Here is a 15,155-nt window from a genome sequence, read left to right on the forward strand (position 1 = left end):
CCGAAGGCGCGGGAGCTTCACAGCGACTTACTGGCTCGCGCCTTGTCCGATGCCCGCTTTCTTCTGAGCGTTCTGGACGTCTTGCGGATACGTGGAATCATCGCGCTTCGCGGGGTTGTAGCCCGCGTCTTCGAGCTTCTTCAGCTCGGCATTCTTCTTCGCGCGTGCCTGCTTGCGGGCGGCTTTACGTTGCGCCTTGGTCGACGGTGCGGCTTGAGTCGCGTCCGTCGTGCTGCTGGTCTGAGCGAAAGACAGCGGCGCGACGGAAACACCGAATGCAGCCACGATGACGGAAACGACGAGCTTACTGGCAAGCGTTGCTTTCATATCCTCTCCAAAAGTCGATTGATTCGTGCGGCCGGGACCGGCCGCCGAGGTCGGTTATAAGCACAGTCACAATCAGAAGCACCAGCGAACAGCCAAAGCCAAGCGACCGGCGTGCGCTCACCATTTGGATTGCGCCGCCCGCCGCTGCCGTGCATTGTAAGGTGGTCCGCGCAATTGTTCAGCAAAGTGAAAGAGCGCGAACGGACGTGCCGGTTTGGGCAACGTCGCGGGTCGAAAGGCGTGTTCGTATTGGGCGATGCGATCAAGCGCCGTCAAGCGTTTCCACGCGCCGACCGGTTATGATTCGCACCGGCCTGATTTGAAAAAAATCTTCACATGCGCGTCGGCCGAAGCGCGCAAATACGTGCGCCGCGTACCGAGCGTCATTCACGAAACCATATCCATCGGAGTTGTCCATGCCATTGCGGTCCGGTGTCGATGAAACCACGTTTCGTCGCATTCTCTTGCGAAATATCGCGCTGCCGTTGGGGACGGGCATCGTCACCGCGGTCGCGTTCGTCGCTCTCGTGTTGTATCTGCTCTCAGGCATCGACTGGGTCGAGCACTCGGAACGCGTGATCGGCAATACGCAGGAAATCGGGCGGCTCGTCGGCGAGAAGGAAAGCGCGGTACGCGGCTATCTGCTCACCGGCGACGAGAGCTTCCTCGCGCCTTACGAGACCGCCAAACCCAAGCTCACCGCCGATATCGATACGCTCGCCGCGCTCGTCTCGGACAACACGCCGCAAGTGGACCGCATGATCCGCATCCGCGCGTTGCAGACACAATGGGACAAGGTCGCCGATGCCGTGATCGCCGAGCGTCGCGCCAACGGCAATGCGCTCGCGCAGATGCGTGCCGGAGGCGGTGCGGCGGAACGCGCCGAGACGGTGCGCGAGCTGGACGCGTTTCTCAACATCGAGCAGACGCTGCGGATTCAGCGCGTGGAGTCGGCGAAGGAACTGACGACCATCACCGTCATCGTGTTTCTCGTGCTGAGCCTGTCGCTTTCAGTGATTCTGGCGGTCTTCGGCCGCCGCGAACTCTTGCAGCTTTCGAACGCGTATGGCCTGGCACTCAGCGAACACGAGAAGCAGACGCGCGCGTTGCAGGAGCAGGCGTGGCTGCGCGAGGGACAGACGCTGCTCGCGGCGCAGGTGATCGGCAGGCAGTCGCTCGACCAGTTGTGCCAGACGGTGCTCGACTTTCTGGCCGACTACCTCAAGGTATCGATAGGCGCGTTCTACGTCGTCGATGTCGACGGCGCGCTCCGGCGCACCGCGAGCTTCGGCTTCGATCCGGACAGCGAGACGTCGCCGCAGACGCTCGCGGGCGTGAAGAGTCTCGTCGGGCAGGCCGTGCACTCGAAGCGCCTGACGAACGTGGACGAAGTGCCGGCCGGCTATTGGAAGGTCACCTCTTCGCTCGGCTCGGCCACGCCGACGAGCCTCGTCGTCGTCCCGATCGAAAACGAGGGCGAGGCAAACGGCGCCATCGAACTCGGCGCGATGCACGCGCTCACGGAACGCGAGCGCCAGTTCATGTTGTCGGTGGCGGGGAATATCGGCGACTTCGTGGAGGCGGCGCAGTATCGCGAGCGCTTGCAGCAAGTGCTCGAAGAGACGCAGCAGTTGAACGAAGAGTTGCAGACGCAACAGGAAGAACTGCGCACGACCAACGAGGAACTGGAGCAACAGACCAACGCGCTGTCGCAGGCGCAGGTGTATCTCGCGAACCAGAAGGCCGAGCTCGAACAGACCAACGATCAGCTCGCGGAACAGGCGCGCGTGCTCGACGAACGCAACGCGGCGCTGAACTCGGCGCAGGAAGTGCTGGAGCAGCGCGCCGAGGCCTTGCAGCGCGCAAGCCGCTACAAGTCCGAGTTCCTGGCGAACATGTCGCACGAGTTGCGCACGCCGCTCAATAGCTCGCTGATTCTCGCGAGACTGCTCTCGGAGAACAAGCACGGCAATCTCACGCAGGATCAGATCAAGTACGCGCAGACGATCTATTCGGCGGGCAACGATCTGCTCAATCTGATCAACGACATTCTCGACTTGTCGAAGGTGGAAGCAGGCAAGCTCGATCTGCACATCGAGCATGTGCCCGTGCAGCGCATCGTGGATACGCTTTCGCGCACCTTCGAGCCGCTCGCCCGTCAGAAGAAGCTGAAGCTCGAACTGCGCAACGACATCGAGCAATATCCGACGCTCACGACCGACTTCCGCCGGCTCGAGCAGATACTCAAGAACCTGCTCGCCAACGCGGTGAAGTTCACCGACTCGGGCACGGTCTCGCTCACGCTGAAGAACGCGGGCAAGGACGGGGTGCAGTTCGTCGTGACGGATACGGGCATCGGCATTGCGCCGGATCAGCAGGAAGCGATTTTCGAAGCGTTCCAGCAAGCCGATGGCACCACGAGCCGTCACTACGGCGGCACGGGTCTGGGCTTGTCGATCTCGCGCAGTCTCGCGCATCTGCTCGGCGGGTCGATTGCGTTGCAGAGCACGCCGGGCGTGGGCAGCACCTTTACGCTTACGATGCCGGTCATCTATGACGCCCTCACGCCGCCCGTGCAAAACGCGCTCGAACTCGTGGCGCCTGTGCCTGCACCCGCGCCCGTTCCGGTGGAGACGCCCAGTGCGCCACTCGATGACGTGGCCGCGTTGGTCACACCGACGCCCGTGATCGACGACGACCGGCTCGACGCCGCAGCCGCACGTGCGCCTGGTGCTCGTCATCGAAGACGAAGCGAGCTTCGCCCAAGTGCTGCTCGATCTGGCCCACGAGCTGGGTTATCGCTGCATCGTGAGCGGCACGGCGGGCGAAGCGCTGCGGCTGGCGCAAGAACGTTCGCCGAGCGCGATTCTGCTCGATATCGGCTTGCCGGATCGCTCGGGGCTCGTCGTTCTGCAAGAGTTGAAGGCGAACCCGAAGACGCGGCATATTCCCGTGCATGTCGTGTCGGCGTCGGACAGAAGCGAGGCCGCGCTGCACCTCGGCGCGATCGGCCACGCGGTCAAGCCGACCACGCGCGAACAACTCATGGGCATCTTCCAGCGGCTCGCCGACAAGAGCAGTCAGAAGATCAAGCGCGTGCTGCTGGTCGAGGACGATGCGCGGCAGCGGCAAAGCATCGTCGAACTCATCAGCGATCAGGACGTGGAAATCACGCCTGTCGAGTTCGGCAAGGACGCGCTGGAGTTGCTGAAGACGACCATCTTCGACTGCATGATCATCGACCTGAAGCTGCCCGACATGCAGGGTGGCGATCTGCTGCGGCAGATGGCGTCGACGGATGCCTTGTCGTTTCCGCCGGTGATCGTCTACACGGGCCGCAATCTGACTCACGACGAAGAAGCGGAACTCATGCGTTATTCGCAGTCGATCATCATCAAGGGTGCGCGTTCGCCGGAACGTCTGCTCGATGAAGTCACGCTCTTCCTGCACAAGGTCGAATCCGACCTGTCGGCGGATCGCCAGGCGATGCTGCACGTCTCGCGTTCGCGCGACCGCGTGCTCGACGGACGCCGAGTGCTGCTGGTGGACGACGACATCCGCAACATCTTTTCGTTATCGAGCGCGCTGGAGCATCAGGGTTTGAAAGTGGCGATCGGCCGCAATGGTTTCGAAGCCATCGAGGCGCTCGACCGGCACGCGGACATCGACGTCGTACTGATGGACGTGATGATGCCCGGCATGGATGGACTGGAAGCGACGCGACGCATCCGCGAAGATGCGCGTTTCAAGAAGCTCCCGATCATCGCGATCACCGCGAAGGCGATGAAGGACGATCAGGAGCAATGCCTCGCCGCGGGCGCGAGCGATTATCTGGCGAAGCCGATCGATGTGGATCGGCTGTATTCGCTGTTGCGGGTGTGGATGCCGCGGCGAGTCTGAGCGGCTTTAGATGTTGAGCGCGCGCTTGTTCACCGCAAGCGCCGCTTCCCGCATCACCTCCGACAGCGACGGATGCGGGTGCGAGATCATGCCGATGTCTTCCGACGCCGCCTTGAACTCCATCGCCACCACGGCTTCGGCAATCAGATCCGACGCGTTTGCCGAGACGATATGCACGCCGAGAATCTCGTCGGTTTTCGCATCGGCGATCACCTTGATGAAGCCGTCCGTTTCACCAATGCCCATCGCGCGGCCGTTGGCCATCATCGGGAACTGGCCGGCCTTGAACTCGCGGCCCTCGGCCTTCAGCGCCTGCTCGGTCTGACCGACCCATGCAATCTCCGGATGCGTGTAGATCACCCAAGGAATGCAGTTGTAATCGATGTGCGGCTTCTGACCGTTGATGATCTCCGCCACCAGCACGCCTTCGTCCTCGGCCTTGTGCGCAAGCATGGGACCGCGCACGACGTCGCCAATGGCATAGACGTTCGGCACCTTGGTCGCGCAATGGCCATCGACGGGGATGAAGCCGCGCTCATCGGCGGCGAGCCCGATCGAGTCGAGACCGAGATTCGCCGTATTCGGCACGCGGCCGATGGAGACGATCAGACGGTCCGCATCCAGCGTCGCCGCGTTGCCGTCCTTGTCCTTGTAAGACACGGAGACGCCCGCGTCGCTCGTCTTCACGCTGTCGATCTTCACGCCGAGGTGGATCGTCAATCCCTGTTTCTTGAATTGCTTGGCGGCTTCCTTTTGCAGCGCGGTGTCGGTCGAGCCTAGAAAGTCCGGCAGCGCTTCGAGTATGGTCACTTCCGCGCCGAGCCGCCGCCACACCGAACCAAGTTCCAGACCGATCACGCCTGCGCCGATCACGGCGAGCTTTTTCGGCACGGAATCGAAGGCGAGCGCGCCTTCGTTGTCGGAGACGATGCGGTTATCCACGGGCACGTTCGGCAAATTACGCGCCTTCGACCCCGTCGCGATGATCACGTATTTCGCCGTATGGCTGCCGTCCTTGTCGCCGCCGCTCACTTCAATAGTGAAGTTGCCGCCAGCCTTGCCCGCGAGCTTGCCGTGGCCCTTGAGCCAGGTGACCTTGTTCTTGCGGAAAAGGAACTCGACGCCGCCCGTGATCTTCTCGACGATCGCTTCCTTGCGGCCGATCAGCTTGGTCAGATCCAAACTCACGTTCTCGACGTTCACGCCGTGATCGGCCAGATGCAGTCGCGCATTCTCGAATTCTTCCGACGATGCGAGCAGCGCCTTCGACGGAATGCAGCCGACGTTCAGGCACGTGCCGCCGAGCTTCGGCTTGCCGGCCGGGTTGATCCACTCTTCGACGCACGCGACCGAATAGCCGAGTTGCGCGGCGCGGATCGCGGCGATATAGCCGCCGGGACCGGAGCCAATCACGATGACGTCGTAGTCGGCTTTCTCGCTGGATTCCGCTTGAGGCGCGGGCGCGGGCGCGGGCGCCGCGGCAGCGGCCGGTTGTTCGGCAGCGGGCTTTTCAGGCGCGGCGGCCGGCTTCTCGGCAGCCGGAGCCGGCGCCGGAGCGGGCGCTGCCGCGGCTTTTCCTTCCGTATCGATGGCGGCGAGGATTTCATCCGCGTGGACGATATCGCCTTCCTTCTTGAGAAGCTCGCCCAGCACACCGGACGACGGCGCGGGAACTTCCAGCACGACTTTGTCGGTTTCCAGTTCGACGAGGATTTCGTCTTGCGTCACCGGGTCGCCCGCTTTCTTTTTCCAGGGCAACAGCGTTGCCTCGGTGACGGACTCGGAAAGCTGCGGAACCTTGACTTCAACCCTTGCCATTCAGATTCTCCTTGTGAGCATGCTTGTGCGATGGAAACCGTGCGGCGGCGAAGGGCGGGGCGCTTGCCTCCGTTTGCATCTGTTTGCATCCGTTTTGTCCGTCCCGGCCGCGCAGAAGCCACAGGATACGCCGTGTGCGGCACGCTCGCCGCACTGCCGCTTGCCGGACGGCCCTCGCTATATTCGGTGGTATATTGCGAAAACAGACGCGGACCGACCATTCCCGCCCGATCGAACATGAGGTGATCATGCAGGCCCCTCCGTTTCCACTTGCCCGCCCGACTCGCACCGGCATGCACGCGCACACGTCCGACGCATGTTGCGAGCCGCAGCCGCAGCCGCAACGAGTCGCGGCCGTGGCTGCCGACGCGCGCGGCGCGAGGAAGCGCGTGCGGCTCTCCGAGCTGGATTCGCATCTGCATTGCTCGATTATCGGTACTTGTCTCTCCACCAACGAGTTGCGCAAGCTGGTGCCGAAGTTCACGAACCTGGATCGTCATCACGCGAGCGATCTCGACATTCACCACGCGGCGGTCGAACTGGCGATTGCGGGCGGCGCGGGCGCGAAGGCGCTCAACAAGGCGCTCGACGAACGTTATTCAGGCGCGCTCCGCCGTTTCGATGCCGCGCGCAGCAGCGACGCACTCCTCGACCTTTGGTCCGATGCGCTCAAGTCCGGCGACATCCCGCCCGCCTACTGGGCGCTGATGACGCATCCGCACGCGAATATCGAAGTGCGGCAGTCGGCGTTTGGCGAGCTGCACATGCTCTCGCATCTCGTGGGCGCGGCGAATCGCGCGGATATCCGGCGTCTCGTGGCGCTCGAAAAAGAGAACGCGGAGCTGCGCGACAAGATCGAACGGCAGCAGGCGCGTCTGCTGGAAGTGAGCGGCGAGCGCGACGCGTCGCTGCGCCAGTTGAGCGAGTTGGCGGCGCAAGGCGAACGCAAGCCGGAGACGGACCCGAGCGAACTCGAGGAAGAAGTGCGACGCCTGCGCGAAAAGGCCGAGGAAGGCGAACGCCGTCTCGCGCTGCATACGAGCCGTCGCGAAGCCGCGGAACGGCGCGCGCAGCAGGAAGAGGACGAAGCCGAGACGCTGCGCGCGCGGCTCGCCGAGGCACAAGCGCTATTGAAAGTCGTGCAGGCGGAATGCGCGGCGCTGGAACGCGCGACGCTCGATAACGCCGAAGCGTCCGACACGCGTCAGCGCGCCTTCGACTGGGTGAACGGCAAACGCATCGTCTATGTGGGCGGCAGACCGAACTCGAACGCCGTGTTGAAGTCGCTCGTCGAAACGGCAGGCGGCGCGCTCACCGTGCACGATGGCGGTATCGAGGATCGCAAGGGATTGCTCGCCGCCGCGCTGCCGAACGCGGACGTGGTGCTGTTTCCGGTGGACTGCATCGACCATGATTCGATGAACACGTTGAAGCGCGTCTGCGACCGTCACGGCGTGGACTACGCGCCGTTGCGCACGGCGAGCGTGGCGAGTTTCGTGGAATTCGTCGCGCGGCTGGATGTCGACGAGCGCGTGACCCGCACGAGCGCGCCGCCGCGTTCGGCGTTCTGCCTGCGCCACGGTTAGGACTTGAGGAGCTTCGTCAGTGCGCCGATGTGTCCGGCGCACGCGGCGTGCGCTTCGGTTTCGATATCGCGGTAAAGCTGCACGATGCGTTCGCCCACGGGCGTCAACACGCAGCCGCCGCCGCTCTGGCCGCCTTGCTCCGAGACGGTCGCGGGCGACTTCAGCGAGCGGTTCAATTCGTCGATGAGCAGCCACGCGCGCCGATACGACATGCCGAGACTACGCGCCGCCGCCGAGATCGAACCGTGTTCGCGCACGGCTTCGAGAAGCACCACTTTGCCCGGCCCGAGCGCGATTGCTTCACCTTTGCGGATGCGCATGCGAAAGCGCACTTCGACAGCTTCTTGGGCCGTCGCCGCAGGTTTCGTTTTGAGGGATGTGGCCATGCCCGAGAGAATACACGAACGAGACCCTCCGAACGCTACTGGCGAAACGGATAGCAGAAGCGGTAATCCTCGCAACCCGGACAGCCCGGCGCGCAGGTCGGCGCGACGCCGTTTGCGCTCGCCACCTCGTACGCCAGGAACTTCTTCCAGCGCATTTCGTCGACGTTGCGCGCGGCGAGCGCGGGGTAATGGCGTTCGAGCATGGCGCTGACATCGGCGCGGCCATCGAGTCCGAGATCGCGCCATAAATGGTCGGGACGCAGGCACGCCGTGGCGATGATCATCGCGAGACAATGCGCGTCGTCGGGAGAATGTGTCAGCGTCACGTCATGGTGCATCAGAAGCGCATGAAGATCGTGTACGAAGACCCGATGCGGCGTCGACGGCGGCGTATGATCGCCGTCGATCGTCTGCGTGAAATGGCGCGTGGTCAGGGCATCGAGTTCCGGCTTGTTAAGACCGAGCAGCGATACATCGCCGGCTTCCATGCGCGCGCCGATCAACCGCGCGAACAACACCGTGTCGGGCACGGCTGCATGGGCCGCGCGGGCGAGAAGGGCGCGCGCCGCCGCGTTCACGTTCATGGCGAGTGGCCGCTGCCGAGCACGTGGGCATCCACGCGTACCAGCCGCTTCAGGTGGCGCGGCGCGTGCACCGTATCCGCGCCGGACACCAGCACCGGCAGGCCATCTTCGACGCCGAGTTCGCGGTCCGCACACGCATACGCCACGATCACTTGCTCGCCCACGGGCGTGTTGAAAAGCTCATGCCAGGAAAACGTCACCGCATAGCCATCGTGCGCATGCGCGAGAAACACGGTGCGCTTGAAATCCGTGCTGCCGGGACGGCGCACGCCAGCGGCGTCGAGCAGCACGCGCAACTGCACGCCCTGATATCGTTCCACTGGTCGAATATAACGTCCGGTCGAAAAGCAGACGAGATCGAAGGGATCGATGCTCGCGCTCGCAAACTCGCGCAAGGCGGCGACATCGAGCACGAGCGGACGTTCGACCGCGCCGCCAATCTGAACGACAGGTGAAAGGCTGAGCGAATGCGCGTGATTCATGGCGATGACCGGGCGGATGCGATGTATCGCTGAATATATTACGGCAGATTGTACGATGCCATGCCTTTCGCGGCATGATGATCATGGATGCGGCATTATTCACAACTATCGTTTTCCGGCCAACGGGAGAGCCTTCATGAGCCGTCGTTCTGCGTGGATCGCGATTTTGGCGTTCGTCACCGCCGCATGCACTTCGGGCGGAGGCTCGGTCAGCGCGCCGCAGACGGTCCAGCTTTCCGGCTCGCCGAACGGCGTCGCGGTGCGCGCGTCGGATGGCGCGGTGTTCGTCACCGACGACAAGACCAACAGCATCGTGATGACCTCGAATCTCGACGCTGCATCGCCCGACTTTTCGCTCTACGCGCGCATTCCCGCGCAGGAAGGCGAGCGCGGCGCGCTCAGTCAGATTGCGTTTGCGCCGAATGGACATCTGCTCGTCGAGCGCTTCGGCTTCGGCAAGAACAGCGCGGTGTTCGACATCGCCGCGAGCGGACAAGTCGCACTTGCCGCCGATGCAAACCCGTCGCGACGCCGCCTCGGGCTCGTCGTGCTGGACAGCGGCACGTTTTTGTCGAGCTGGTTCGGCAAGGAAGGCGATGCGCCGTCGATGGGCGGCGTTAGCCTGATCACGCGCGGCGCGACGCCGGGCAGCGTGACCGAGCGCGATCTCGTCATCGGCCTGAAGAAGCCGGTGGGCCTCGCGGTCGTCGGCGACACGCTGTTCATCAGCGATCAGGCGGCGAACCGCATCTTCAAGGTCGATCTGCAGGACGCGCGCACGGCGGGCGGCCCGGTGCAGGCCACCAATGTGTTCGCCACCGTCGATGCGCCCGATCTCATGGCCGCATCGCCCGATGGCACGCTCTACACGAAATGCGGCGCGCACGCGTTGTGCAGTGTGTCGAAGCGCGGTACGGCGGCGGTCATCGCCAGCGACTTCGACGCGCCTCGCGGCGTGGCCGTCGATGTCGCGCGCAAGCGGCTGATCGCGGTGGATCGCGCGGGTGCGTCGTCGGGCAAGACGAGCGCGCTGCGCGTGTTGCCGATCAGATGAGCGAGCCCAAGGTCGACCCAAAAAAAGAAGGCGACGCATTCGCCGCCTTCTTTCGCGCCTACGTCACGTCGAACCTCAACGCGGCGACGACCAGCCCTTGTAATTCGCCACGTTTTCCCGCGTGACGAGCGTCGACGGCATGAGGATCATCGTGCTGCTCGGCTTCTTGCCGTTCATCAAGTCGTAACCGACGCTCACCGCCTGCTGCGCCATCGACCACGGGTCCTGACTCGCGGAAGCCTGAATCTGCGTATCGGTCTTGAGCGCGTTTTCGATATCCGGCGCGCCATCCACCGACGTGATCACGATATTGTTGCGACGCAGTTGCTTCGCCGCGAGATCGCTGCCGATGGCTTGCGGATCGTTAATCGCGAAGAGGCCGTCGAGCTTCGGAAACCGCGTGAGATAACCTTGCATCGCGTTCATGCCGCCTTCGCGCGAACCCTTCGCGTCCTGGTCGTCGGATAGCACCTTGATGCCCGGATTCTTCGCCAGTTCCGCCTTGCAACCCTTCACGCGATCCGTCACGGCCGAAACCTGCGGCCCGTTCTCGATCACCACGTTGCCCTTGCCGTTGAGCTTCTTCGCGAGGAAATCGCACGCGAGTTCACCCGCCTGCACGTTGTTGGTCTGCACGGTGGCGTCCGTTCCGGCAGCGGCCACGTCGACCGCGACCACCACGATGCCCGCCGCCTTCGCCTTCTTCACGGCGGGTTCGATCGCCTTCGGATCGACCGCGTTGAGCAGGATCATGTCGACGTGCGCGGAGATGAAGTTGTCGATCTGCGTGAACTGCTTGTTCATGTCGTAATCCGACGATACCGCCGTGACCTTGACGCTCGGATTGATCTGCTTGGCCTTGGCTTCCGCGCCGCGCGAGATGGTCACGAAGTACGGATTGCCGAGCGAGCCGACCGTGATGCCGACCGACTTTAGTTGCTTGTCGGCGGCCTGCGCGGCGGGCAGCGCCGCGCAAAAACCGACTGCGAGTGCGACGCTGGCGAAAAGCTTGTTGTGTTTGCGCATGTTGTTGTCTCCAGTGGGTCCATTCGAGTTGGACGGGCGCAGGCGGACCTGCATGCGCCCGGTGTTTTCAAAGCGAAACTTCAGGTTCGGGCCGAACCGCGCTGGCGGTAACGGTCGAGCGCCACCGCGCCGATGATGACGAGCCCCTTGATGATGTACTGCCAGATATCCGACACGCCGAGCAGCACGAGTCCATTCGACAGCACGGCGATGATCAGCGCCCCGACCAGCGTCCCGACGATCGACCCCACGCCGCCCACGAAACTCGTGCCGCCGAGAATGACCGCGGCGATGGCATCGAGTTCATACGATTGGCCGAGTTGCAGACCGTTCGCCGCATAGAGCCGCGCCGCCGACATCACCGCGCCGAGACCGGCGAGCAGTCCCGACATCGCGTAGACGAAAAGCTGGATGCCCCACACCTTGATACCCGAGAGCCGCGCCGCCTCCGGATTGCCGCCGACCGAATAGATGCGCAGGCCGAGCACCGTGCGGCGCAGAATGAACCACGAAATGGCGACGACCGCAAGTGCGATGATCACGAGCCACGGCACGCCGAGCACCGTGTCGTTGCCGATGAACGCGAACGAAAGTTGCGGGTTGAAGATGGTCGTATCGTTACCGATGAGCCGCGCAATGCCGCGCACCGCCGTGAGCGAACCGAGCGTCACGATGAACGGCGGCAGTTTGAGCAGCGAGATCAGCAGCCCGTTGACCACGCCGAAGCCGAGACCGACGGCAAGCGCGGCCGGAATGCCGAGCCAGCCGAGATGCGGCAGGTTCGACGCAAGCAGCGCGGTGACAGCCGCCGCGGACAGGATCGAGCCGACCGACAAGTCGATGCCGCCCGTGAGAATGACGAAGGTCATGCCCGCCGCGAGCACGATGTTGATCGACGCCTGCTGCGTGACGATCGACATGTTCTGCAGGCTGAAGAAGCCATCGGTGACGATGCCGAAGCCGATGCACAGCAGAATCAGCACCGGCAACATGCCGGCGGTGCGCATCAGCACCTGCATGCGCTCGCGATGTTCGATGCGCGTCTGCCGTTCCGCCGCGCCTGGCCCGACGTTGTCCTGCTTGGTGGTGTTAGCCATGTCTCTCTCCAATGTGCTTTTATGCGGCCTGATCGAGCTTGACCTTCGAGCCCGTCGCCAGTTCGATGATCCCTTCCTGCGAAATCGGCTTGCCGGAATGTCCGCCGAGTTCGCCCGCTATCAGGCCTTCGCGCATGACGAGCACGCGGTCGGCCACGCCGATCACTTCCGGCAACTCGCTCGAAATGACGATGAGGCCGACGCCCGAGCGCGCCAGTTCGTTGATGATTCGATAAATCTCCGACTTCGCGCCGATGTCGACACCGCGCGTCGGTTCATCGAGGATCAGCACGTGCGGCCGCGTTTCGAGCAGACGCGATAGCAGCACCTTCTGCTGATTGCCGCCCGATAACGCGCCCGCGTTCACCCGCATGTTCGGCACGCGGATGGTGAGCGCGGCGATTGCCTCGCGCGCGCGGTTGTTGCCGTGCGCGATGTCCATCACGCCCATCTTGGAATCGCGTCCCGCGACCGCGACGTTGATGTTGTCGCGCACGCTCATGTCGAGAAACAAGCCCTGACCCTTGCGGTCTTCGGTGAGATAGACGAGGCCGGCGTCGATGGCATCGCGCGGCGTGCGCACCTTGAGCGGCTTGCCGTGCATCAGGATGTCGCCGCGCGTGCGTTCCTCCGCGCCGAAGATGAGGCGCGCGAGTTCCGTGCGTCCCGCGCCGACGAGTCCCGCGATGCCGAGCACTTCGCCCGCGTGCAGTTCGAGACTGCAGCCGCGCACGCGGCGGTCGTCGGCGATATCGCGCACCGACAGCACGATCTTGCCGGGATCGTAAGGCGCGTGTTCCTTCTTGTAGAAGCCGGAGATGTCGCGGCCCACCATCATCTTCACGAGGCTCTCGGCGGAGAGTTCGTCGCGCTTGAGCGTGCCGACGTAGCTGCCGTCGCGCAGCACGGAAACGCGATCCGACAGCTCGTAAATCTCCGCCATGCGATGGCTGATGTAGATGATCGCGATGCCTTCCGCGCGCAACGTGCGCACGAGCTCGAACAGCCGGTCCGTTTCGCGCGATGAGAGCGGCGTGGTCGGCTCGTCCATCACGAGGATGCGCGCGTGGGCGTGCACGGCGCGCGCGATTTCCACGAGCTGCCGTTCCGCGATGGAAAGATCGCCGACGAGCGTGTGCGGCTTGAACGACGCGCCCAGCCGCTTCAATACGTCCACGCAGCCGCGCTCCATGCCGGCGCGATCCACGACGGACCACGGACCTCGGCCCTTGCGCAGTTCGCGGCCCGCGTAGATGTTCTCGGCCACCGAAAGATTGGGCGCGAGACTCAGTTCCTGATAAATCACGGCGACGCCGAGCGCACGCGCCGCGAGCGGACCGTCGATGACGACCGGCTTGCCATCGATGAGAATTTGCCCGCCTGCATCGGCCTGATACGCGCCCGACAGGATTTTCATGAGCGTGGATTTGCCCGCGCCGTTTTCGCCCATCAGCGAATGCACTTCGCCCGGAAAGACCGAAAGACGCACGTCGTTCAGCGCGCGCACGCCCGGAAACGTCTTGCTGATGCCGCGCATTTCCAGAAGCGGCGTACGCGGGTCTGCGGTGTCATGCGGCATGGTTCACCTCTTGCGTTTTGATGCCCGCGTGGCGAAAGCCGGCGCGCGGGGAGAAGTTGTAGAACATGGGCAACGTGGCGGCGCCGATCGCGCCCGCATCCGGGCCGAAGGTGCCGCGCACGAGCGCGGGCGTGCCGCGTGCCTCGGGCGCGTTGGCGGTCATCGTGGTCCGGAGGCGCGCGACGAGCCGGTCGAGCAGGCCGCCGTCGATGTCGGAATCGATCACGACCATCGGCACGTCGAGCACGCACAAGGTTGCGCGCAACGCGGGCGCGAGGGCTTCGATGCAGTCCTCGATCCATTCGTCGACGGCGGGCAGGCGTTGTTCGATGCACGCCTGCAAGTCGACGCGGTTGTCCGCCGCCGCGCCGCTGTAGTGCAGATGCCGCACGAGCGCATTGAGCGAGGCGCGCGACAGTAAAATGTCCCACTGCCCAGCGGGTTGCGGGGCGGAGGGCAGGCGGCTTGGCGGCACGGGAATCACGCCGATATCGCCCGCGTTGCCGGATGCGCCGCGCAGACAATCGCCGTCGATGGCAATGCCGCCGCCGATCGCCGAGCCCAGGAACAGGTAGATGAAGTCGTCGCACGTGCGGCCGTGACCGTAGAACAGTTCGGCGGTGGCGGCGGCGTTGCCGTCGTTTTCGCTGAAGACGGGCAGGTTGAGCGCGCGCGAGAGGGCGTCGGGGAAATCGGTTTCGTCCCAGGCGCGGAAGTTTTCGGCGGGCAGGCCGAGTTCGCGCAGCCAGCTGCCGAGATTGAACGGCTGCGCGATGCCGATGCCCGCGAGCCGTTCACGTTCGGACGCGCTAAGCAGCGCGAGCATCCGTTCGACATCGCGCCGCACGATTTCGAGCACGACCGACGGATGCGGCAGCACCATGTCGATGGCGCTGCGCCCGAGCACGTCGCCCGCGAAATTGACGAGCACCGTCTCGATGCCGGTGCGGTCCAGCCGCACGCCGATACCGAACGCGCCGCGCGGATCGAGCCGGATCAGCGCGGCCGGCTGACCGCGCTGGCCTTCGATCCGGCGTCCGGTGTACTCGATGAGCCCGGCCTTGCCGAGCGATTCGATGATGCTGCCAACCGCCGTGCTCGTCAGATTCGCGTGACGCGCGAGATCGGCCTTCGATGCGGGCTCGGTGCGCCGCAGCGCCTGCAACAGCAGGCGTTCGTTGTAGCGCCGGACGTTCGCGGAGTTGCTGCCTCTGCCGCTTGCTGGTTTCACGCGCCTGTCTCCTGTCGAGTAAGCGCATGAAGCGCTGCTCGTTGTCTCGTGTCGCTCTCATGGCGGGGCATTAATTAAATCAAGT

General features: G+C 64.1%; 12 protein-coding genes and 3 pseudogenes. 5 read left to right on the forward strand and 10 right to left on the reverse strand.

The window, feature by feature from the left end:
- Positions 1 to 27 precede the first annotated feature (27 nt).
- Positions 28 to 327, reverse strand: a complete 300-nt coding sequence (locus P9292_RS05395; RefSeq protein ID WP_244829885.1) for a DUF4148 domain-containing protein — start codon at positions 325 to 327, stop codon at positions 28 to 30.
- Between the two features lie 416 nt (positions 328 to 743).
- Between P9292_RS05395 and P9292_RS05400 the strand changes: the two are divergent.
- The 3 genes and pseudogenes from P9292_RS05400 to P9292_RS05410 all read left to right on the forward strand — a co-directional run.
- Positions 744 to 2,816: pseudogene (locus P9292_RS05400) on the forward strand (CHASE3 domain-containing protein); the annotation flags it as partial.
- 277 nt (positions 2,817 to 3,093) lie between these two features.
- Positions 3,094 to 3,693, forward strand: a pseudogene (locus tag P9292_RS05405) (response regulator); the annotation flags it as partial.
- Positions 3,694 to 3,696: 3 nt separating this feature from the next.
- Positions 3,697 to 4,227, forward strand: coding sequence for a response regulator (locus P9292_RS05410; protein ID WP_309958738.1), 531 nt, complete (start codon positions 3,697 to 3,699; stop codon positions 4,225 to 4,227).
- A 6-nt stretch (positions 4,228 to 4,233) separates the two neighbouring features.
- On the opposite strand, the gene lpdA is transcribed toward P9292_RS05410, so the two are convergent.
- Together lpdA and P9292_RS05420 are read right to left on the reverse strand one after the other, a co-directional pair.
- Positions 4,234 to 5,643, reverse strand: coding sequence for a dihydrolipoyl dehydrogenase (gene lpdA / locus P9292_RS05415; protein WP_309958739.1), 1,410 nt, complete (start codon positions 5,641 to 5,643; stop codon positions 4,234 to 4,236).
- Between the two features lie 183 nt (positions 5,644 to 5,826).
- A pseudogene (locus P9292_RS05420) lies at positions 5,827 to 6,045 on the reverse strand (biotin/lipoyl-containing protein); the annotation flags it as partial.
- 248 nt (positions 6,046 to 6,293) lie between these two features.
- On the opposite strand from P9292_RS05420, the gene P9292_RS05425 reads away from it, so the two are divergent.
- Positions 6,294 to 7,631, forward strand: coding sequence for a DUF2325 domain-containing protein (locus tag P9292_RS05425; protein WP_309958277.1), 1,338 nt, complete (start codon positions 6,294 to 6,296; stop codon positions 7,629 to 7,631).
- Here the strand turns inward: P9292_RS05425 and P9292_RS05430 are convergent.
- From P9292_RS05430 to P9292_RS05440, 3 genes are read right to left on the reverse strand one after another with little or no spacing between them, the layout of a single operon-like run.
- Positions 7,628 to 8,017 carry a winged helix-turn-helix domain-containing protein gene (locus P9292_RS05430; protein WP_244829888.1) on the reverse strand — a complete coding sequence of 130 codons (390 nt, stop codon included), beginning with the start codon at positions 8,015 to 8,017 and terminating at the stop codon, positions 7,628 to 7,630. The genes P9292_RS05425 and P9292_RS05430 overlap by 4 nt on opposite strands.
- A 35-nt stretch (positions 8,018 to 8,052) precedes the next feature.
- Positions 8,053 to 8,601 (reverse strand): nitrogen fixation protein NifQ, encoded by a 549-nt coding sequence (locus tag P9292_RS05435; protein ID WP_309958278.1) that lies wholly within the window; start codon positions 8,599 to 8,601, stop codon positions 8,053 to 8,055.
- Positions 8,598 to 9,083, reverse strand: coding sequence for a molybdopterin-dependent oxidoreductase (locus tag P9292_RS05440; protein WP_250468894.1), 486 nt, complete (start codon positions 9,081 to 9,083; stop codon positions 8,598 to 8,600). The genes P9292_RS05435 and P9292_RS05440 overlap by 4 nt, the downstream gene beginning before the upstream one ends.
- Before the next feature lie 136 nt (positions 9,084 to 9,219).
- Between P9292_RS05440 and P9292_RS05445 the strand changes: the two genes are divergently transcribed.
- Positions 9,220 to 10,137 (forward strand): hypothetical protein, encoded by a 918-nt coding sequence (locus P9292_RS05445; RefSeq protein WP_309958279.1) that lies wholly within the window; start codon positions 9,220 to 9,222, stop codon positions 10,135 to 10,137.
- 75 nt (positions 10,138 to 10,212) lie between these two features.
- Here P9292_RS05445 and P9292_RS05450 read toward each other — a convergent pair whose 3' ends face one another.
- From P9292_RS05450 to P9292_RS05465, 4 genes are all read right to left on the reverse strand, one after another.
- Positions 10,213 to 11,163, reverse strand: a complete 951-nt coding sequence (locus tag P9292_RS05450) for an ABC transporter substrate-binding protein (protein ID WP_244829892.1) — start codon at positions 11,161 to 11,163, stop codon at positions 10,213 to 10,215.
- Positions 11,164 to 11,243: 80 nt separating this feature from the next.
- On the reverse strand, positions 11,244 to 12,260 hold the full coding sequence (locus tag P9292_RS05455; RefSeq protein ID WP_244829893.1) for an ABC transporter permease subunit: 1,017 nt from the start codon (positions 12,258 to 12,260) through the stop codon (positions 11,244 to 11,246).
- A 19-nt stretch (positions 12,261 to 12,279) separates the two neighbouring features.
- The gene (locus tag P9292_RS05460; RefSeq protein ID WP_244829894.1) at positions 12,280 to 13,839 is read right to left on the reverse strand and encodes a sugar ABC transporter ATP-binding protein; all 1,560 of its coding nucleotides are present in this window, start codon (positions 13,837 to 13,839) and stop codon (positions 12,280 to 12,282) included.
- Positions 13,829 to 15,070, reverse strand: coding sequence for an ROK family transcriptional regulator (locus P9292_RS05465; protein WP_250494370.1), 1,242 nt, complete (start codon positions 15,068 to 15,070; stop codon positions 13,829 to 13,831). Before P9292_RS05465 ends, P9292_RS05460 begins: the two co-directional genes overlap by 11 nt.
- Positions 15,071 to 15,155 lie beyond the last annotated feature (85 nt).

The sequence above is a fragment of the Caballeronia sp. LZ001 genome (assembly GCF_031450875.1).
Taxonomy (GTDB): domain Bacteria; phylum Pseudomonadota; class Gammaproteobacteria; order Burkholderiales; family Burkholderiaceae; genus Caballeronia.

What these genes read in the sequence shown, in the direction of transcription:
- P9292_RS05395 (WP_244829885.1), bottom strand. Translation starts at nt 327, where the DNA reads ATGAAAGCAACGCTTGCCAGTAAGCTCGTCGTTTCCGTCATCGTGGCT.
- P9292_RS05410 (WP_309958738.1), top strand. Translation starts at nt 3,697, where the DNA reads ATGCGTTATTCGCAGTCGATCATCATCAAGGGTGCGCGTTCGCCGGAA.
- P9292_RS05425 (WP_309958277.1), top strand. Translation starts at nt 6,294, where the DNA reads ATGCAGGCCCCTCCGTTTCCACTTGCCCGCCCGACTCGCACCGGCATG.
- P9292_RS05430 (WP_244829888.1), bottom strand. Translation starts at nt 8,017, where the DNA reads ATGGCCACATCCCTCAAAACGAAACCTGCGGCGACGGCCCAAGAAGCT.
- P9292_RS05435 (WP_309958278.1), bottom strand. Translation starts at nt 8,601, where the DNA reads ATGAACGTGAACGCGGCGGCGCGCGCCCTTCTCGCCCGCGCGGCCCAT.
- P9292_RS05440 (WP_250468894.1), bottom strand. Translation starts at nt 9,083, where the DNA reads ATGAATCACGCGCATTCGCTCAGCCTTTCACCTGTCGTTCAGATTGGC.
- P9292_RS05445 (WP_309958279.1), top strand. Translation starts at nt 9,220, where the DNA reads ATGAGCCGTCGTTCTGCGTGGATCGCGATTTTGGCGTTCGTCACCGCC.
- P9292_RS05450 (WP_244829892.1), bottom strand. Translation starts at nt 11,163, where the DNA reads ATGCGCAAACACAACAAGCTTTTCGCCAGCGTCGCACTCGCAGTCGGT.
- P9292_RS05455 (WP_244829893.1), bottom strand. Translation starts at nt 12,260, where the DNA reads ATGGCTAACACCACCAAGCAGGACAACGTCGGGCCAGGCGCGGCGGAA.
- P9292_RS05460 (WP_244829894.1), bottom strand. Translation starts at nt 13,839, where the DNA reads ATGCCGCATGACACCGCAGACCCGCGTACGCCGCTTCTGGAAATGCGC.